We start from the raw sequence: 18269 nt of genomic DNA on the forward strand, positions 1-18269 counted from the left end.
AAAAATATGATCATCGATGTCAATACTCCTATTTCTTCTAGATTAGATAAATATTTAAAACGTCTATATCCCTTATTGACTCAAGGAGTAATAGAGAAAGCATTACGTCAAAAACAAATTACAGTTAATTCTCAGAAAGCAGAAGCGAGTTTAAGAGTAAAGGGCGGCGATAAAATTTTTATTAACGATAAGTTTAATTTACCTATTAAGCAACCTGAAAAATTAGTTTTTACCGACGCTGAAATTAAGCTAGCGAAGAAAATTACTACCGATTATTTGATATATGAAGATGATAATTTAATAGTTATAAATAAACCTGCAGGTCTTGCTACTCAAGGCGGCAGTAAAATAAATTTATCTATTGACTCTGCATTAAAATATTTGAATTATAAAGGTGCTGATTTTAAGCTAGTACATAGATTAGATAAGGAAACAAGCGGTTTGCTCTTAATAGCCAAAAATTATTTAAGTAGCGTAAAACTTCATGATGCTTTTAAAGAAAAATTGGTTGTAAAAACATATTTTGCCGTAACCTATGGGAAGCCAATTAAAAATGTAGGTGAAGTTAGAAGTAATATAGAAAAGAGTCAAGGCAGTACACCTAAAATTACTGATATTGATAGTGAAAATGGTAAACTTGCCATTACTTATTATAAAGTACTTAAATCACTTGATAATAACTTATTTTTAATTGAATTTACGCCGGTGACAGGTAGAATGCATCAATTAAGGTTGCATGCTAAATTATTAGGTTGTCCGATACTTGGAGATGATAAATATGGTAATAAAGAAATAATGCCATATAGTAAATATATGTTCTTGCATGCTAATAATATATGTTTATCTGAAACAATTTTTGGTAAAGAGATTAAGTTAGAAGCAAAATTACCATTTTATTTTAATAGACGTCTTACATAACTTGCTTCTAAAGGTAATTTGTACGTCGATCCGGTGCTCGAATCCTCATGTCAAGTGTACGCTTGGTTTTGCGTTCCGTGTCTTCTTCAAATTGCTCTTTATTAGCGGCGTTATGTAAGACGTCTATTGATAAGTTTGTGGAATGTTGAAGCTATGATTCGTAGATATTTTTTATTGCTGCTTTTTTTTATTACTAATTGTATTGATTGTTTTGCAGATATACAGCAAAGAATCAATGAAGCAGAAAAAGAATATATAAGTAATAGATTTTTAAATGCCGTTTTTATGTTTGCCGATGATTATAAACCTTTATTAACCGGTGCTAAAGGAATTTTTGCTTTAAACGGTGAGCCATTAAAAGCAAATGAAATGATGCCTATTGCTTCTGCTACAAAGCCTTTTACAGCAGCAGGAATCTTAAAATTACAAGAACAGGCATTATTAAATATTAACGATAAAATTTATCAATATCTTGATCCGGAAATGTGGGGTGGAAAAGTGCCGGATTGGGCATATAAAATATCTATTCATCATTTATTAACGCATAGTAGCGGTATTGCTGAATATTTTAGTTTTGTTAAACTTGATTTAAATATGCCTAAGAAAGAGATTCACAAGAAAATATTACAATTTGTTTCTTCTAAGCCTTTAGAAATATCTATAGGGAAAAAATTTAAATATAGTAATACTAATTTTGTTATACTCGGTATGATTATAGAAAAGGTGGCTAAAAAAGATTTAGCTAACTTTTTTTATGATGAATTTTTTAAACCGCTTAATATGAAATCTACTAGTTTTGCTTCATATAGTGAAGCCGCTAGAATCCAAAAAAATGTTATTAGTTCTAATTATCCGGTAAGATATTTTTTAACGCCTAATAATAGTAATAAACCTCTGTTTACTCCTGTAACTGCTGATTTTTTAGCAGTTCCTTGTGCTGACGGTGGTATAATATCAACACCGGTTGATCTTATTAGATGGTATAGGGCATTAAATGCGGAGAAAATTCTTTCTAAGAAGTCGTATAAACTTATGACTACTAAATATTTTTTAGCAAAAGATATAGAAGGGCGTAAGTCTTATATGGGTTACGGTATTTTTCTTACTGATCTTGATTCTAAGCGTTTAATGATTCATTATACGGGAAAAGCCCTTGGAATACAAAGTGAAGCAGGATATGTTTTGCCTGATAATCTTTATTTTGCTATACTCAGTAATACTATGATGAAAATTCCTGAAGAAGAAAAAGATAAAATTGACATGAAAAATCCTTTAAATCAACTTGGAATAATTTATTTTAGAGATGCAATAATAGGGGCAGCTATAAAAAATTAAATAGACTTGTTGTATAACCTATCTTATAAAGAGGAATTTGCAAGAAACACGGAACGCAGCACCGCAGCGTACACTTAGTACGTGAGGATGCGAGTACCGGATTGACATACAAATTACCTTTAGAAGGGGGTTATACAACAAGTCTAATGAAGATAGTTACTTGGAATATTAATTCATTGCGTCTACGGATCGATTTATTAAGAAAATTAGCATATGAACATCAGCCGGATATTATTTTACTTCAAGAAACAAAGGTAGCTGACTCATTATTTCCTCTTGAAGTTATTAAAAATATAGGCTATGAACATGTAATATATTCAGGGCAGAAATCATATAACGGTGTTGCTATTATTTCAAAATTTCCTTTGAATAATGTTTTTTCATTGGAGTTATATAATAGTGATAAAAGGCATATAGCAGCTATAGTTAATGATATAGAAATACATAATTTTTATGTTCCTGCCGGCGGTGATATACCTGATATCGAGGTAAATACAAAATTTAAGCATAAGCTCGAATATGTAAGGTTAATGCAGGAATGGTTAACGACTAACCATACTAGAAACGATAAAATGATTATTGTCGGGGACTTGAACATTGCTCCGCATGAACATGATGTATGGTCTAGTAAGCAGTTGCGAAATGTTATAAGCCATACCGATATTGAACGCTCGTTATTGGTAGAGCTACAAAATGCGTTAGGTTTTATTGATAGTAGCAGACATTTCGTATCGCTTGACGAAAAATTTTATACTTGGTGGAGTTATAGAAATATAGATTGGAAAAAATCTAACAGAGGTAGAAGGCTTGATCATATTTGGGTTAGCGATAATTTAAAAGATGCATTATTTTCTATGCATTTACTACTAGAAGCACGTGATTGGTCTCCCCCTTCGGATCATGTACCATATTTTGTGACTTTTAATTTACAGATGTCACCCCGTGGCTTGACCATGGGGTCCAGTTCAAAATAAAAAAAAAAGACTGGATCCCCCGTGGTCAAGCCACGGGATGACAATAGTCTTAAGGAGTAATTAGTGGATATTAAGTTAGGAAAATATAAGCCGACAAAGGAAGAATATATAAAAAGCTTTAAAGATATGCTCCTACTGCGTCGTTTTGAAGAAAAATGCGGTCAGTTATACGGAATGGGAGAAATCGGTGGTTTTTGTCATTTATATATAGGGCAAGAAGCAGTAATTTCTGCAGTAGATATGGTTAAACAAAAAGGTGATAGCACTATTACTAGCTATCGTGACCATGCTCATATTATTTTAGCAGGAACTGAGCCTAAGTATGTTCTTGCCGAGCTTATGGGGCGTGCTACAGGTTGCTCGAAAGGTAAGGGTGGCTCTATGCATTTATTTGATGTACCAAACAAATTTTACGGTGGACACGGTATAGTAGGGGCTCAAGTACCGGTAGGCACAGGGCTTGCGTTTGCTGAAAAATATAACGATACGCATAATATCTGTTTTACTTTTTTAGGTGACGGTGCCGTTAATCAAGGTCAGGTATATGAAGCTTTTAATATGGCTGCTTTATGGGGTTTGCCGGTAGTGTATATTATTGAAAATAACGAATATTCGATGGGGACGTCTGTAGCACGTTCTACCTTTATGTGTGATTTATATAAGAAAGGGGCATCGTTTGGGATTAAAGGATTTCAGCTAGACGGTATGGATTTTGAAGAAATGTATGACGGCTCTAAGCAAGCAGCCGAGTATGTTAGAGAAAATAGCTTTCCGCTGATATTAGAGGTAAAAACTTATCGTTATCGTGGGCATTCGATGTCCGACCCGGCAAAATATCGCAGTAAAGAAGAAGTTGACCAATATAAAGAGCGTGATCCGTTGGTAATAATAAGAAAAACGATACTCAACAATAAATATGTAACCGAAGCAGATTTAAAAGAAATAGAACAGTCGGTAAAAGAAATTGTGAAAGAAGCAGTAGAATTCTCAGAAAATTCACCGCTACCTGATGAAGGGGAGTTGTATACACAGGTGTACTGTTAAGGCGTCATTGCGAGGAAAAACTGTAAGTTTTGACGCAGCAATCTCAGGAATTTGTTATTATTTCATGAGATTGCCACGCAGCCTACGGCTGCTCGCAATGACGTTCACGCAGGCAAGCCTCCTTGCAATGACGTTTAATTTAATCAAATAAAAAAGAAAAATGCAAATAACGGTACGTGAAGCGTTGCGTGATGCAATGCAAGAAGAGATGATAAGAGACGACAAGGTTTTCGTCATAGGCGAAGAAGTTGCAGAATATCAAGGAGCTTACAAGGTAACTCAAGGATTACTAGAGCGATTTGGTCCTAAGAGGGTAATTGATACACCGATAACGGAATATGGTTTTGCAGGGCTTGCAGTCGGAGCAGCTTTTGCAGGACTTCGCCCGATCGTGGAGTTTATGACCTTTAACTTTGCTATGCAAGCATTCGATCACATAGTTAATTCAGCTGCAAAAACGCATTACATGTCAGGCGGGCAGGTCAAATGTCCGATAGTATTTAGAGGACCCAACGGAGCAGCAAGTAGAGTAGCTGCACAACATAGCCAAAATTATACAGCTTGTTATTCCCACATTCCGGGATTAAAAGTAGTAGTTCCTTATAGTGCAGAAGATCATAAAGGACTTATGCTTACAGCTATTAGGGACGATAATCCCATTGTTTTTTTAGAAAATGAAATTTTATACGGTCATAGTTTTGACGTACCGGAAACAATAGAGCCTATACCCTTTGGTCAGGCAAAAATTTTAAGAGAGGGTAGTAGTGTCACTATAGTAACTTTCTCGATTCAAGTAAAGCTTGCCTTAGATGCTGCAAATGTTTTGCAGAATGATAATATTGATTGCGAGGTTATTGATCTTCGCACTATTAAACCGCTTGATACTGAGACAATAATAGGATCAGTGAAAAAAACTAATCGTTTAGTTGTAGTGGAAGAAGGGTGGTTTTTTGCAGGTGTTGGTGCAAGTATAGCTTCTATTGTTATGAAAGAAGCATTTGATTATTTCGATGCTCCGATAGAGATTGTAAGCGGCAAAGATCTTCCCCTTCCTTATGCTGTTAATTTAGAAACACTAGCTCTGCCGAGTGAGAGCGATGTAATAGAAGCCGTTAAAAAGGTTTGTTATTATAGTATTTAATATTAGCTTAGACGATGTCAACTTTTTTTAGGCATACCTACTTTGCAGCTCTTTTACGGTCGTTAGGGTCAAGTAGAGCTTTACGTAAACGAACAGATTGCGGTGTTACTTCAACTCGCTCGTCATCTTGTATATAGCTGATTGCCTGCTCTAACGTTAAAAGCATTGGCGGAGTTAGCCTTATGGCTTCGTCTTTACCTGCTGCTCTAACGTTGCTCAGTTGTTTCGCTTTTAGTGGGTTTACCTCTAAATCATTATCACGGTTATGTTCGCCGATAATCATGCCTCTATATACTTTGTCACTAGGGTTTATAAACATTTTTCCCCTTTCTTCTAGATTCCATAGAGCATATGCGACCGCTGCCCCGTCACCGTTAGAGATAAGCACGCCGTTACGTCTTCCCTCGATGTTTCCTTTATAATCAGCGTATCCGTGGAAAATACGATTCATAATCCCTGTGCCTCGTGTTTCGGTTAAAAACTGGCTGTGATAGCCGATTAACCCTCTAGACGGTCCGATAAACGTAACACGGCTTTTACCGCCGCCTGACGGCCTCATATCAGTCATTTCAGCTTTTCTCAGTGCTAAAGATTTTACGACTACTCCAACATAATCATCATCAACGTCAACTTGGATTTCTTCCATCGGTTCTTGCTTATTACCTTTCTCATCAGTTTGGAATAATACTTCGGGTCTGCTAATAGATAGCTCAAACCCTTCACGACGCATAGTTTCAATTAAGATACCAAGTTGTAACTCACCACGCCCTGCAACTTGGAAAGCATTGTTCTCGGCAGCTTCAGTAACTTTTAATGCAACGTTACTTTCAAGCTCACGCATTAACCTAGCTCCAATTAAGCTCGACGTAACTTTTGTCCCTTCGCTTCCTGCAAGTGGTGAGTCATTAACGCTAAAAGTCATGGATAAAGTCGGTGGATCGATAGGTAGAGACGGTACGGCCTCGGTTACCTCAGGGGAGCAAATAGTATCGGCAACGTTGGCGTTTTCAACGCCTGCTACGGCAATAATATCGCCGGCTGTAGCATCATTTATAGCGATTCGCTCTAAGCCTCTAAAGGCTAATATTTTAGTGATACGTCCGGTTTCAAGTACTTTATTCTCACGATTTAATACTTTTACGTTTTGGTTAATTTTAACAGTGCCGCTTTGTACACGACCTGTTAAAACCCTACCGAAGAAAGAATTATATTCTCTAGTAGTAACAAGCATAGAAAACGGTGCTTTGTCATCGGCTAAGGGTTTTGGTACATGCTGTACTATAAGGTCGAAAAGCGGTGCTAAATCATCTGCTAAATTGTCTAAAGGATTCATTTTATCATCAAAGGTTAAAGATGCTCTGCCTGCTCTACCTGATGCATAAACTATAGGGAAGTCAAGTTGATCGTTGTTTGCTTCAAGTGCCACAAATAGCTCAAATACTTCATTGATAACTTCTTTAATTCTTTGGTCATCTCTATCGATTTTATTAATAACGACAATAGGTTTTAAGCCGAGATTTAACGCTTTAGAAAGCACGAATTTTGTTTGCGGCATTGGTCCTTCCAATGCATCGACAAGTAGCACTACACCGTCAACCATGCTAAGGATGCGTTCTACTTCACCGCCAAAATCGGCGTGTCCTGGCGTATCAACTATATTGATACGGATATCGTTCCACATAAGAGCAGTGCATTTGGCAAGTATCGTGATTCCACGCTCACGCTCAAGATCGTTAGAGTCCATAGCACGCTCAGCAACTGCTTGGTTAGCTCTAAATGTTCCGCTTTGTTTAAGCATGTTATCAACAAGCGTAGTTTTCCCATGATCAACGTGGGCAATAATTGCTATATTACGAATAGATGTCATCTTTAAAAATTCTCACAAGTTTACAATAGTTTTTCGTATTATACACTAAAATACCCAAAATTGGAATATAAGTTCTTGAAAAAGCAATTGATTTAACTGCAGAATAAAAATTACTAAGAATTCTTAAACTTTAAAATAAGAGAAATTAATGAACGATAATACAGCTTTATTTATATTTGATTGTGACAATTCGCATAATTATATCGGAGAGAGGTTAGGAGGTTTAATAGCACGTAATATACAAAATCGCTTTTTTAGCTCCTATGAAGAACGAGAGCAAGAAAAAGTTAGGCTTGAACAAAAATTTTCTATAGAGCTGATGGAGAAATTCCTAGATAATGAAAATTTAGGTTGGAAAAATGAAGAGCAAATAGCACGCCTTTTTAAGAATATTATATTATCCGGTCATAAAATAGCTATAGCATCATTTAATGATTATCCTCATGCTGTAAAATATGCATTAGAAAGGTTACTAGGAAAGGAAGAGGCAGCAAAAATTTATATAAAATCAGCTTTACCTTCTAATAATTTTGAAGAAATACAAAATTGTACTAAAAAAGAATATATAAGAGAAATAATTAATAATACCGAAATAACTAATAAAAAAAACGTATTTTTCATGGATGATGATATTAAACATGTCAATGCTGCAAAAGACTATGGTATTACAGCAGTTTTGGTTAAGAACAAAGGCACAGAGCATATTCATGAAGCTTTTAATTTTTTATATGAATTTAATGAACAGCATGAAATTTATGTTGAGCTAGAAGAACCGGCTACTGAACCTTTGCTTAGTGATGAAGAGAGTACCTATTTAAGTCCTGAAGCAATAAAAGCTATTGCGTTTGAACCTATTTCTAGTGATTATTATTCGGATGGCGAATATACACCATGGGGAGGTGGGAATGTGCCAATGTTAGGTAAAGGTTAAGTTTTTAATTATAGACAAATTGCTTGATGTTATTTATTCTTAGATTAATAAGGGTGTTGCTCCAGTGTCATTCCCGCGTAGGCGGGAATCCAGTCATCTTGAATGTCATCACGCGACTTGATCGCGGGATCTTAGGATACTACCTGTGACACAAGATCCCGTGGTCAAGCCACGGGGTGACAATCCGAGCCGACACCGTTTAATCTAAAAGGATCAAGGATGATATACCGAATATTATGTTTATGCATATTCATAATAAATTTCTCAACGATTACGGAGGCACAAAATGTGCCCATTAAAGAAGATAATTTTAAAGTTAGAGTAGCTGTTGCTGATGTACAATCTATATTGGAAGGTTCGATCGCTATAAAAGATTTGCGTAATAAAATCGAAAAGCTTAATAATAAAATTCAAGAGGATATTGCTGCAAAAGAAGCAGAATTTAAACCACTGGAAGAGAAGCTGCTAAATGAGCGTTCTCATTTAAGTGAAACTGAATTTGAGCATAAAGTAAACGAATTTAATGCAAAAGTTAGCCACGTTAGAAAAGAAATTCAGATTAAGAAAACAAAGCTTGAACAAGCCCACGCTGAGGCTATGAGTAGAGTCCATGAAACAACTATTACAATAATTAGTGAACTTGCCGAGAAATATAACCTTAATTTGGTAATTCCAAGTGCTCAAGTCTTATATGCCAAAAATAATTTGAATATAACTTCCGAAGTGACTTTTATGTTGAATGAGAGATTAAAAGAAGTAACAATAAACTATTGATAGTGTTGTATGGATTGTTGTGTGTCATTCCCGCGTAGGCGGGAATGACATAAACAAGAAAGTATTTAATATGGCAGAATTTACACCAATTACAATTGCATACGGGGACGGTATAGGTCCTGAAATAATGGAGGCAGTGCTTTATATATTACGTAAAGCCGAGGCTCGTATTCGTTTAGAAACCATTGAAGTAGGTGAAAAGCTTTACAAGAAGCATTATACTTCAGGCATAAGCGAGGAAAGTTGGGAATCAATACAACGCACCGGTATTATACTTAAAGCCCCAATTACTACTCCGCAAGGTGGAGGATATAAAAGTTTAAATGTCACGATTCGTAAAACATTACAGCTTTTTGCTAATATTCGTCCTTCCGTTTCGTTTCATCCTTTTACTAGAACATTACATCCAAATTTGAACCTAACTATTATACGTGAGAATGAGGAAGATTTATACGCAGGTATAGAATACCGCCAAACGCATAATATGTATGAGTCCATGAAGTTGATAAGTCATATAGGATGTGAGAAGATTATTAGATATGCTTTTGAATATGCAGTAAAAAATAACCGTAAAAAAGTCACGTGTTTAAGCAAAGATAATATTATGAAATTTTCCGATGGGGTTTTGCATAAAGTATTTAATGAGATTGCAAAAGAATACCCGCAAATTAATAACGCGCATTATATTATCGATATCGGGACGGCAAGGCTTGCTACCACACCGGAAATATTTGACGTTATCGTAACTTCTAATTTATACGGTGATATCATATCTGACGTAGCTGCTGAAATTTCAGGCTCGGTAGGTCTTGCAGGTTCTGCAAATATTGGGCAGCATTATGCGATGTTTGAAGCGGTACATGGAAGTGCTCCCGATATTGCCGGTAAAGATATCGCAAATCCGTCAGGGTTTTTAAATGCTGCAATAATGATGCTAGTACATATAGGGCAGGGTGATATCGCTACATTAATCGAAAATGCTTGGAAAAAAACTATAGAGGATGGCGTTCATACAGCCGATATATATAACGAGCAGAGTTCTAGTAAAAAAGTCGGTACACAAGAATTTGCCGAAGAAGTAACGAAAAGATTAGGACAGTTACCGACAAAGCTACCTAAAGCAGATTATCCCTTAATTGCTGAGAAGCAAGACAGCAATATAGATTATAAAATTGATACTAAAGAAGTTAAGAAATTGGTCGGTACGGATATATTTGTGAATATGAATGTATCTTCCGCTCACGATATAGCAGATAAAATTAATAAACTTGATCTTGGTAATTTTGAGTTAAAAACAATCTCGTCAAAAGGATTAAAGCTGTGGCCTCGTGATACAAGGTTTGAAACTGTTTCCGATCATTGGTGTTGTCGTTTTATGAATAAAGACGGCACAGAAATAAAGCATTTAGATATAACAAGATTGCTTGAAGCTTTAAGCACAGCAAATATCGATTTTATCAAAGTAGAGAATCTGTTTGAATTTGACGGGGTTGCAGGTTATAGCTTGGCTCAAGGTGAGTAAAAACGTCATTGTGAGTGAACTTTAGTTCGTGCGGCAATACTCAGGACTTTTGCATGAGATTGCTTCGTCAATTATTTTATAATTTCCTTGCAATGACGCAAAAAGGATCAACACAATGACACTAAAAAAGGATCAACACAATGACACTATACTATATAGGAATTTTATTAGTAATTATTGGATTATTTGCTATATTTTCAGGAATCATCGGTTTTTTTAGATTTCCTGATTTTTATACTAAATTACATGCAGCAAGTGTTATTGAGAGTTTCGGCGTGCCTATTTGCTTAATAGGTTTTGCGTGCATTGAAGTAGATATTGTGAACTCTGTTAAATTAATTTTAGCGGCTTTATTGATTTTTATACTAAATCCGGTAGCAACTCATGCACTTGGTAAAGCATCTTTATTTATGAAAATTAGAGCTTATAGCACCGTCATTGCGAGGAAAATTACGAAGTAATTGACGAAGCAATCTCAGGATGCTTGATAAGATTGCCACGTTGAAATTACGTTTCTCCTCGCAATGACGTTAAATTTTAACAACCATATGACAGTAAAGACAGCTTTAAATTTTGATCTCGGCAATTACCTACTTAACTTAATTGTTTTTTTATTGATCTTAATCTCGATAAAAATAATTTTTGCTAAAAATTTACTAAATGCAGTGATTGCTGCTTCTGTATTTAGCTTATTAATTGGTGTATCCTATCTTATTATGGATGCTCCTGATGTCGCAATGACCGAGGCAGCACTTGGAGCTTGCTTATCAACATGCGTATATTTGAATTTATTGCGTAAATTACCTTCTGATTTAAAGAATATTGAGAGAACTAATATTATTCCAGCAAGTTTAATATGTTTATTGTTTGTAGTAACTCTTGCTTATATGGGGCTAGAATTACCGAATTACGGTGATGATAATGCTCCTATTCATATACATTCAAGTAAATATTATATCGAAAATACCCCTAGAGATATAGGTGTACCTTCTTTTGTTGCGGCTATTCTTGCAAGTTATCGTGGGTATGATACTTTAGGTGAAACTAGTGTAATTTTAATTGCAGGAATTGCCGTGCTGTTGATATTTTCAAGAAAGTCTGATGATGTTGTCATACCGCGACTTGATCGCGGTATCTCAGGACACAGCAGGCGATACAAGATCCCGTGGTCAAGCCACGGGATGACAAATCCAATAATAAAATATATTACTAGTTTTATAATACCTTATATAATTTTATATAGTATATATATTCAGCTTAACGGTGAGTCTTCGCCGGGTGGTGGGTTTCAAGCTGGTGTTATATTTGCATCTAGCCTTATTGCTTATGATTTAGTTTACGGTAATCGAAAATTAAGCCGATATTTTCCTCCTAACGTGCTATTTTGTATTGCGGTTTTAGGTGTAGCAATATATGCAATTGTAGGAACAATATCACTCTTTTTTAACGATAATTATTTAAATTATTATTCACTAACAAATTTTATCAATGATAAGCTACTTGCTCAGCATATTGCGATAGTTATTGTTGAAATTGGTATAGGTTTAACTGTTGCAGCTATTATGTACTTAATTTACAACGTATTTAATAATTATGAATAGTCTATTTGTACTAATTAAGCGTGAATTTATAGTGCAGAATCGCGTTAATAATATAATTAAATATCTAGTTATATTTTTTTTATTTTGCATAATTAGTACTGTTTTAATTAACAGTGAAAGGGATATTAACAAATTCGGTTTAATTTTTTCGGTAATTTGTTTATTAATTTCATTAATCGGTTTTTCTTCGGTTATATTTAAATCTGATTTGGAAGACGGAAGCTTAGAGTTATTATTATCAATTGTTAGTCATGAAAAAATTATATTGGCTAAATTTTTTGCTATATTTATCAGCAGTACGATAGGGCTGGTTTTTATTTTACCCATTATTTATGTTTTTTTTGATCAAACTTTGCTTGAGATAATATTTTTCTTTATTAGTGTATGGATGATATTAGTGTTATCAAGTAGTTTAGTAGTGTTATCCGGTAGCGTGCAATGTTATTTTAAGAAGAATGCTAACTTTGTCGGTACATTTATCATGCCGTTATTAATTCCGAATATTATAATGACAGGTTTAATATTACAAGATAATAACTTACAATTAATTTTTATTATGATAGGAATTAATTTAGTATTTTTACCGATTGCATTCTTCTTGAGTTCCTGTTTAATTAAAAATATTTATAATATTATGTGATTTTGCTTTATTTTTACTAATGTAGTGATATAAAATAAGATGAATATTATTAAATTTTTTTGAGCAAAATATATGTGGCAGGCTTTACGAAGGTTAATGGCAGCAAATCCTATGGGATTTTTTCTGTGGTCTATTATAACTAAATGGTATTTAATTATAGCAGTTGCTTCCTTAATTACTATATATTATACAGTATTGGGCTTAAAAAAAATTGGGTTTACAGATTATTTTACTGAAACTACAGTCGAGATATTAGATATAACTAAAGCAGTTGCTCAAAATTGTACTACAAAACTCGGTCCTAGTTGGGATCATTTAGTTCGTTTTTGGAATTGCTTAGGTGATCCTGGCGAATATAAGCATGAAGCAGGGACAGGAGCCAAAGTGTTAGAAGATGAAATAAATAAGCTTACGCCAAAACAAGCAGATAGTGCTGCAGACGCTGAACGTCCTATAATAAATCCTTATGAAGAACTAGAAAATCTAAATAATCTTAATAATACCCCAAGCGGTAGTAATAATAATCGTTAATTTATGTCACTTTAATATTATATGTCGGATACTGAAGATAATAAAAACAAACAAACAACACGTCGTGATTTTATGGTTCTAACGGCTAGTAGTGTTGCAGCAGTTGGGGCAGTATGTACTCTTTGGCCTCTCGTTAATTCTTTAAACCCTTCTGCGGACGTGCTAGCTTTATCATCAATTGAGGTTGATTTATCAAATATTGCGGTAGGTCAAACAGTTACGGTTAAATGGCAAGGTAAACCGGTTTTTATCACTAACCGTACGCCTGACAAAATAGCTGAAGCAAGAGCCGTTAAAATGTCAGAGCTGATTGATCCTGAAGCAGATGAAGCACGTGTGAAAGCAGGGCATGATAATTGGCTAGTGACGATCGGGATCTGCACGCATTTAGGTTGTGTGCCGCTTGCTAATCAAGGTGAATATGATGGATGGTTCTGTCCGTGCCATGGTTCACAATATGATTCTTCAGGTAGAGTTAGAAGAGGTCCTGCTCCTTTAAATTTAGCTGTGCCGCCTTACACTTTTATTAGCGACAAAAAAATTAGAATCGGGTAATTATTTATGAATGAAGATATTACCCCTAAAAAGCCTAATGCTATTATAGAATGGATAGATTATCGTCTTCCTATTTTTGCGTTCCTAAAGCACTTTAGTCATTATCAAACTCCGAAAAATCTTAGTTATTTGTGGAATTTAGGCTCTATTGCCGGTATTGCGTTAGTAATTCAGATAATCACCGGCGTCATACTTGCTATGCACTATACTCCGCATGTTGATCATGCTTTCGATAGTGTTGAGCGAATCATGCGTAACGTGAATTATGGTTGGTTACTGCGTTATACTCATGCGGTAGGTGCATCGATGTTTTTTGCCGCCGTATACTTACACATAGCAAGAGGTTTGTATTACGGCTCTTATAAAGCACCTAGAGAACTGCTTTGGCATATCGGTATCATCATTTTTCTAACCATGATGGCTACTGCTTTCATGGGTTACGTGCTGCCTTGGGGGCAGATGAGCTACTGGGGAGCAACGGTTATTACTAATTTATTTTCCGCTATTCCGTTAATAGGGGAATTCATAGTTACGTGGTTATGGGGTGGTTTTTCTGTTGATAACCCGACATTAAATAGGTTCTTTTCACTGCATTATTTATTGCCGTTTATTATTGTTGCTTTAGTGATGCTGCATTTAGTGGCCTTGCATCAGCATGGTTCAAATAACCCAAAAGGTATAGATGTTAAAAGCCCTAAAGATACTATTCCGTTCCACCCTTATTATACCGTAAAGGATTTTGTCGGTTTCGGAGTTTATTTCATAATATTTGCCTATTTTATTTTTTATGAACCTAATTATTTAGGACATCCCGATAATTACATTCCGGCAAATCCGTTAGTTACACCTGCCCACATTGTCCCTGAATGGTATTTTCTGCCGTTTTATGCAATACTTAGAGCCGTGCCGTCTAAGCTCGGTGGGGTGCTATTAATGTTCGGAAGTATATTTGTGTTATTCTTACTACCTTGGCTTGATACTTCAAAAGTTAGAAGTAGCAATTATAGACCGATATACCGCATTGCTTTTTGGATATTTATGGCAGATTGTTTATTGCTTGGTTATTTAGGCGGGCAGCCGGCAGAAGAGCCGTATATTACCATTAGCCGTTTTGCTGCTTGTTATTACTTTTTTCATTTCTTAGTAGCTCTGCCGCTGATAGGTAAATATGAAAAACCGCTGCCATTGCCGGAGGGGTTGTAAGAGTTAAGTCATTGCGAAGCAATCTCAGTAGTGTGTTATTATTTCATGAGATTGCCGAGCAGCCTATGGCTGCTCGCAATGACGTTTTTTGTATTATACAAATTTATGAAGTAACCAATAGTATATATAGTAACTAACAAGAAAAATGGTATACTCTATACTGGTGTTACTTCTAATTTAATAAAAAGAATATATCAACACAAAAATGATACAATTAAGGGGTTTAGTAAAAAGTATAATTGCAAAATTTTAGTGTTTTATGAGATTCATCAAACTATGCATTCAGCAATAAATAGAGAAAAACAAATTAAAGCCGGTTTAAGAGACAAAAAAATTAAATTAATAGAACAAACAAATATAAATTGGGATGATTTGTATAATGAAATTATTCTGTAATAAAAACATCATTGCAAGGAAAGACAAAATCTCAACACGACAATCTTATAAAATAATAATAAATTCCTGAGATTGCTTCGTCAAAATTTTCAATTTTTTCTCGCAATGATGACTCAAAAAAATTTATGAAAACTAAACTACTTATCTCTATCATCATACTACTAACTTCGTGCTTAAGTTTAGCCAACGAAGAAGTATTACATCCAAAAAAGATGAAATGGTCGTTTGACGGCGTATTTGGTACAGTTAATCGTGAAGCAGCACAAAGAGGTTTTCAGGTCTATAAAGAAGTTTGTAGTGTCTGCCATGGTTTAAACCATTTGTATTACCGTAATCTTAAAGATATCGGCTTTTCGGATGACGAGATAAAAGAGATTGCCAAAGGCTATACGATAAAAGACGGACCTAATGATGACGGTGAGATGTTTGACCGCCCCGCTCTTCCCTCTGATCGTTTTGTACCTCCTTACCCTAATGAGCAAGCAGCAAGAGCAGCTAATAACGGTGCCCATCCTCCTGATTTATCGTTGATAATAAAAGCACGTCATGACGGAGCTAATTATATATATTCGCTACTTACCGGCTATACCGAACCGCCGGCAGATTTTAAGCTGATGCAGGGAACTCATTATAATCCCTATTTCCCTGGCAAGCAAATAGCAATGCCGCCGCAGCTTACAGACGGGCAGGTAACCTATATGGACGGTACTAACGCAAGTGTAGAGCAGATGTCGCAAGACGTTGCGGTATTTCTACAATGGGCAGCTGAGCCGGAAATGGAACATCGTAAATCTATGGGTCTTAAAGTTATGATGTTTTTAGCGGTATTTACTATCTTTTTCTATATTGCAAAAAACCGCATTTGGTCTAATTTAAAGTAATTGTTGAGTGGATCAGTTTCCCTATTATTGGCGTTGTTGCATGGATCATTAAATATGTTCGATGTCATTTCTGCGAAAGCAGGAATCCAGTTTTTTAATCTAATTATATAATAAATTTTTATATAGTTTGCTGTGTTTTTATCATTTTTTACTGGATTCCTGCTTTCGTAGAAATGATATAAATAATCAGTCCATGTTGCCCCTTTTTGCCTCTTTCTTAGTATAATGACTTATCTTTGCTATACTTATCCTAAAATTTATATAGATAGGTATTTATGATTACTTTACTTGCGGCGATCACAGGATTTATTAGTTCAATAATTCCTGAAATTTTGAAAATATATAAAGATATTAACGGCAAAAAACACGAGATAAATATTTTAGACTGTCAAATTGCGAATAACAAACTTAATCAGTCTAAAACTTTTACAGAGCTTACCATATCACAAGAAATGGCAGAGCAATATTCTCTTTACTCCACTTATAAATCAGGTGTTAGTTGGGTTGATGCTTTAAATGGCTCGGTAAGACCCGTGCTTGCCTATAGCTTTTTTTGCAATGTATGGAGGAGTTAAATATGTTCAATATAAATCGTTAAAAAGTTCTGCTCTGCTAGTTGAATATATTATGGAGCATAGCAGATCAAACTATTTTTGCGGAGATTATTAGTTTTTATTTTGGGCAGCGTACTTTCAGCAAATTATGGAAATGTAAGACTTGAATTTAAATAGATAATTTTATATATTTAAATATATAACTAACAAAATTAATGGTGGTTTTATGTTAAAGGGCGTAAGATTATATATTCCGTCTATAGCAGCTATGATTTTATCTAGTAATATTGCAATAGCTAATAAGAATTATGATTCCGGTAATGCAACGCCACTGCGTCAGGTAGCATATTTAATAGATAATCAAATTACAAATATTGATAATTTATTTAAAAATAGATTGCCGCTTTATGAATCTAATAGCATAAAAAGCAATTTTATTACTAAAGATAAGCAGTATATTATTGTTATGGAAGTACCTGGCTTTGATAAAAGTCAAATTAAGGTTAAAGTAAACGGTAATAAATTATTTATTACAGGGAACATAGAAGAAAAAAATAAAGTTGATGATTCAGATAATTATATGAATAAAAATTTTAATTATGTAATATCATTATATGAAGATGTAAATCAGGCAAATATCTCTTCAAGCCTTAAGAATGGAATACTTACTATTATTCTACCTCGTATTGAGATTAAAGAACAAGCAGCAAGAGAGATAGTAATTGATTAATCAAGCATTGCTAAATATTAGCATTTAATTTTTCTGAAACAAAACCTTTCTCTATATAGTTAGGTAATTTTATTAGCTCCTGCTTTAGTTCATTATCTACTCCCATGGTTTCAAATTTTCGATCGACTAAGAAAATTATAGGTTTAGTGTTATGAATAAAGAAGAAGTCAAAGTTCGGTTTGTTATCAGAATATCGATTAACACGAGGAAAATGATAAGCATGAGTAACAATAGCAATTTCGGCGTTACTTAAGTCAATATTACCGTTTTCATGCTCTTTATATAGAGTTTTAAATTGTCCGCCGGTATTGGTTTGGTTTTCGTAAAGGTATAAAAATTTTCTTTTGGATAATCGGTAATAATATTTTTATCAAGCGCTTCTTGTAGTAATTTATTATCATACGCTCCGCCGTTAAACAAAATCATCGGTCCGTATTTTTTTAATTCTTCATATGTTAGGCTAGATATTTGCTTATTAAGTTTTTTAGCTGCTACTTCTCTTGCAATCTCTATGCCAAGCCTCATCCTATTATATCCGTCCTCTTTATCTGCAGCCCCTATATTTTGAGTATCGGAATTGATAGGTATTTTGGTATAAGAATGTCTTGCGGATAAAACCCATACATATTTTATATTCTTATCTATCTTAGGATTTTCGGTTACATAAATATT

Annotated in this window: 19 protein-coding genes and 4 pseudogenes; 20 read left to right on the forward strand and 3 right to left on the reverse strand. The window is 34.6% G+C overall.

Annotated features, from left to right (window positions below; translation table 11 throughout):
- The first annotated feature begins 6 nt into the window (after positions 1–6).
- Positions 7–918, forward strand: coding sequence for an RluA family pseudouridine synthase (locus tag A3305_RS04895; protein ID WP_014391990.1), 912 nt, complete (start codon positions 7–9; stop codon positions 916–918).
- Here A3305_RS04895 and A3305_RS11830 read toward each other — a convergent pair.
- Positions 900–1048 (reverse strand): annotated as a pseudogene (locus A3305_RS11830) (palindromic element RPE1 domain-containing protein); the annotation flags it as partial. The gene A3305_RS04895 and the pseudogene A3305_RS11830 overlap by 19 nt on opposite strands.
- A 23-nt stretch (positions 1049–1071) precedes the next feature.
- On the opposite strand from A3305_RS11830, the gene A3305_RS04905 reads away from it, so the two are divergent.
- The 5 genes and pseudogenes from A3305_RS04905 to A3305_RS04925 all read left to right on the forward strand — a co-directional run bounded on the left by A3305_RS04905 (position 1072) and on the right by A3305_RS04925 (position 5412).
- On the forward strand, positions 1072–2253 hold the full coding sequence (locus A3305_RS04905) for a serine hydrolase domain-containing protein (protein WP_014391991.1): 1182 nt from the start codon (positions 1072–1074) through the stop codon (positions 2251–2253).
- Positions 2254–2387 (forward strand): annotated as a pseudogene (locus A3305_RS11835) (palindromic element RPE1 domain-containing protein); the annotation flags it as partial.
- Between the two features lie 12 nt (positions 2388–2399).
- Entirely contained in the window at positions 2400–3227 is an 828-nt protein-coding gene (gene xth / locus A3305_RS04915; RefSeq protein ID WP_014391992.1) for an exodeoxyribonuclease III, read from the forward strand.
- 63 nt (positions 3228–3290) lie between these two features.
- Entirely contained in the window at positions 3291–4271 is a 981-nt protein-coding gene (gene pdhA / locus A3305_RS04920; RefSeq protein ID WP_014391993.1) for a pyruvate dehydrogenase (acetyl-transferring) E1 component subunit alpha, read from the forward strand.
- 160 nt (positions 4272–4431) lie between these two features.
- The gene (locus A3305_RS04925; protein ID WP_014391994.1) at positions 4432–5412 is read left to right on the forward strand and encodes a pyruvate dehydrogenase complex E1 component subunit beta; all 981 of its coding nucleotides are present in this window, start codon (positions 4432–4434) and stop codon (positions 5410–5412) included.
- Positions 5413–5449: 37 nt separating this feature from the next.
- On the opposite strand, the gene typA is transcribed toward A3305_RS04925, so the two are convergent.
- The gene (typA, locus tag A3305_RS04930) at positions 5450–7279 is read right to left on the reverse strand and encodes a translational GTPase TypA (RefSeq protein WP_014391995.1); all 1830 of its coding nucleotides are present in this window, start codon (positions 7277–7279) and stop codon (positions 5450–5452) included.
- Between the two features lie 148 nt (positions 7280–7427).
- On the opposite strand from typA, the pseudogene A3305_RS08920 reads away from it, so the two are divergent.
- From A3305_RS08920 to A3305_RS04995, 14 genes and pseudogenes are all read left to right on the forward strand, one after another.
- Positions 7428–7637 (forward strand): annotated as a pseudogene (locus A3305_RS08920) (hypothetical protein); the annotation flags it as partial.
- Positions 7638–8429: 792 nt separating this feature from the next.
- A complete protein-coding gene (locus tag A3305_RS04940; protein WP_014391997.1) occupies positions 8430–8984 on the forward strand; it encodes an OmpH family outer membrane protein in 555 nt (184 codons plus the stop codon).
- A 70-nt stretch (positions 8985–9054) separates the two neighbouring features.
- Complete coding sequence (locus tag A3305_RS04945) at positions 9055–10506, forward strand: NADP-dependent isocitrate dehydrogenase (RefSeq protein WP_014391998.1); 1452 nt, start codon at positions 9055–9057, stop codon at positions 10504–10506.
- Between the two features lie 140 nt (positions 10507–10646).
- Entirely contained in the window at positions 10647–10967 is a 321-nt protein-coding gene (locus A3305_RS04950; RefSeq protein WP_014391999.1) for a Na+/H+ antiporter subunit G, read from the forward strand.
- A 63-nt stretch (positions 10968–11030) separates the two neighbouring features.
- A complete protein-coding gene (locus A3305_RS04955; RefSeq protein ID WP_014392000.1) occupies positions 11031–12107 on the forward strand; it encodes a DUF4040 domain-containing protein in 1077 nt (358 codons plus the stop codon).
- Positions 12100–12747, forward strand: a complete 648-nt coding sequence (locus tag A3305_RS04960; protein WP_014392001.1) for a heme exporter protein CcmB — start codon at positions 12100–12102, stop codon at positions 12745–12747. The genes A3305_RS04955 and A3305_RS04960 overlap by 8 nt, the downstream gene beginning before the upstream one ends.
- 72 nt (positions 12748–12819) lie before the next feature.
- Positions 12820–13278, forward strand: coding sequence for a DUF2670 domain-containing protein (locus tag A3305_RS04965; RefSeq protein WP_014392002.1), 459 nt, complete (start codon positions 12820–12822; stop codon positions 13276–13278).
- A gap of 21 nt (positions 13279–13299) precedes the next feature.
- Positions 13300–13833 carry a ubiquinol-cytochrome c reductase iron-sulfur subunit gene (petA, locus tag A3305_RS04970; RefSeq protein ID WP_014392003.1) on the forward strand — a complete coding sequence of 178 codons (534 nt, stop codon included), beginning with the start codon at positions 13300–13302 and terminating at the stop codon, positions 13831–13833.
- A gap of 6 nt (positions 13834–13839) precedes the next feature.
- Complete coding sequence (locus A3305_RS04975) at positions 13840–15036, forward strand: cytochrome b (protein WP_014392004.1); 1197 nt, start codon at positions 13840–13842, stop codon at positions 15034–15036.
- Positions 15037–15186: 150 nt separating this feature from the next.
- A pseudogene (locus A3305_RS10505) lies at positions 15187–15309 on the forward strand (GIY-YIG nuclease family protein); the annotation flags it as partial.
- Positions 15310–15312: 3 nt separating this feature from the next.
- Positions 15313–15432, forward strand: coding sequence for a nuclease (locus A3305_RS10510; RefSeq protein ID WP_231289076.1), 120 nt, complete (start codon positions 15313–15315; stop codon positions 15430–15432).
- Between the two features lie 125 nt (positions 15433–15557).
- Positions 15558–16313 carry a cytochrome c1 gene (locus A3305_RS04985; protein ID WP_014392006.1) on the forward strand — a complete coding sequence of 252 codons (756 nt, stop codon included), beginning with the start codon at positions 15558–15560 and terminating at the stop codon, positions 16311–16313.
- A gap of 275 nt (positions 16314–16588) precedes the next feature.
- Positions 16589–16888: a hypothetical protein gene (locus A3305_RS04990; protein ID WP_014392007.1), complete on the forward strand. Its 300-nt coding sequence runs from the start codon at positions 16589–16591 to the stop codon at positions 16886–16888.
- A gap of 205 nt (positions 16889–17093) precedes the next feature.
- Positions 17094–17597, forward strand: a complete 504-nt coding sequence (locus A3305_RS04995) for an Hsp20/alpha crystallin family protein (protein ID WP_014392008.1) — start codon at positions 17094–17096, stop codon at positions 17595–17597.
- Between the two features lie 249 nt (positions 17598–17846).
- Here A3305_RS04995 and A3305_RS09545 read toward each other — a convergent pair whose 3' ends face one another.
- On the reverse strand, positions 17847–18122 hold the full coding sequence (locus tag A3305_RS09545) for a hypothetical protein (RefSeq protein ID WP_014392010.1): 276 nt from the start codon (positions 18120–18122) through the stop codon (positions 17847–17849).
- Positions 18123–18269: the final 147 nt, after the last annotated feature.

The sequence above is a fragment of the Rickettsia amblyommatis genome, from assembly GCF_002078335.1.
GTDB classification, from domain to species: domain Bacteria; phylum Pseudomonadota; class Alphaproteobacteria; order Rickettsiales; family Rickettsiaceae; genus Rickettsia; species Rickettsia rickettsii.

Coding starts and splice junctions, on each gene's coding strand:
- petA (WP_014392003.1), top strand. CDS start 13,300: ATGTCGGATACTGAAGATAATAAAAACAAACAAACAACACGTCGTGAT.
- A3305_RS04945 (WP_014391998.1), top strand. CDS start 9,055: ATGGCAGAATTTACACCAATTACAATTGCATACGGGGACGGTATAGGT.
- A3305_RS04990 (WP_014392007.1), top strand. CDS start 16,589: ATGATTACTTTACTTGCGGCGATCACAGGATTTATTAGTTCAATAATT.
- A3305_RS09545 (WP_014392010.1), bottom strand. CDS start 18,122: ATGAGGCTTGGCATAGAGATTGCAAGAGAAGTAGCAGCTAAAAAACTT.
- A3305_RS04985 (WP_014392006.1), top strand. CDS start 15,558: ATGAAAACTAAACTACTTATCTCTATCATCATACTACTAACTTCGTGC.
- A3305_RS04955 (WP_014392000.1), top strand. CDS start 11,031: ATGACGTTAAATTTTAACAACCATATGACAGTAAAGACAGCTTTAAAT.
- A3305_RS04925 (WP_014391994.1), top strand. CDS start 4,432: ATGCAAATAACGGTACGTGAAGCGTTGCGTGATGCAATGCAAGAAGAG.
- typA (WP_014391995.1), bottom strand. CDS start 7,279: ATGACATCTATTCGTAATATAGCAATTATTGCCCACGTTGATCATGGG.
- A3305_RS04975 (WP_014392004.1), top strand. CDS start 13,840: ATGAATGAAGATATTACCCCTAAAAAGCCTAATGCTATTATAGAATGG.
- A3305_RS04960 (WP_014392001.1), top strand. CDS start 12,100: ATGAATAGTCTATTTGTACTAATTAAGCGTGAATTTATAGTGCAGAAT.
- A3305_RS04940 (WP_014391997.1), top strand. CDS start 8,430: ATGATATACCGAATATTATGTTTATGCATATTCATAATAAATTTCTCA.
- A3305_RS04895 (WP_014391990.1), top strand. CDS start 7: ATGATCATCGATGTCAATACTCCTATTTCTTCTAGATTAGATAAATAT.
- A3305_RS04905 (WP_014391991.1), top strand. CDS start 1,072: ATGATTCGTAGATATTTTTTATTGCTGCTTTTTTTTATTACTAATTGT.
- A3305_RS10510 (WP_231289076.1), top strand. CDS start 15,313: ATGCATTCAGCAATAAATAGAGAAAAACAAATTAAAGCCGGTTTAAGA.
- A3305_RS04950 (WP_014391999.1), top strand. CDS start 10,647: ATGACACTATACTATATAGGAATTTTATTAGTAATTATTGGATTATTT.
- A3305_RS04965 (WP_014392002.1), top strand. CDS start 12,820: ATGTGGCAGGCTTTACGAAGGTTAATGGCAGCAAATCCTATGGGATTT.
- xth (WP_014391992.1), top strand. CDS start 2,400: ATGAAGATAGTTACTTGGAATATTAATTCATTGCGTCTACGGATCGAT.
- A3305_RS04995 (WP_014392008.1), top strand. CDS start 17,094: ATGTTAAAGGGCGTAAGATTATATATTCCGTCTATAGCAGCTATGATT.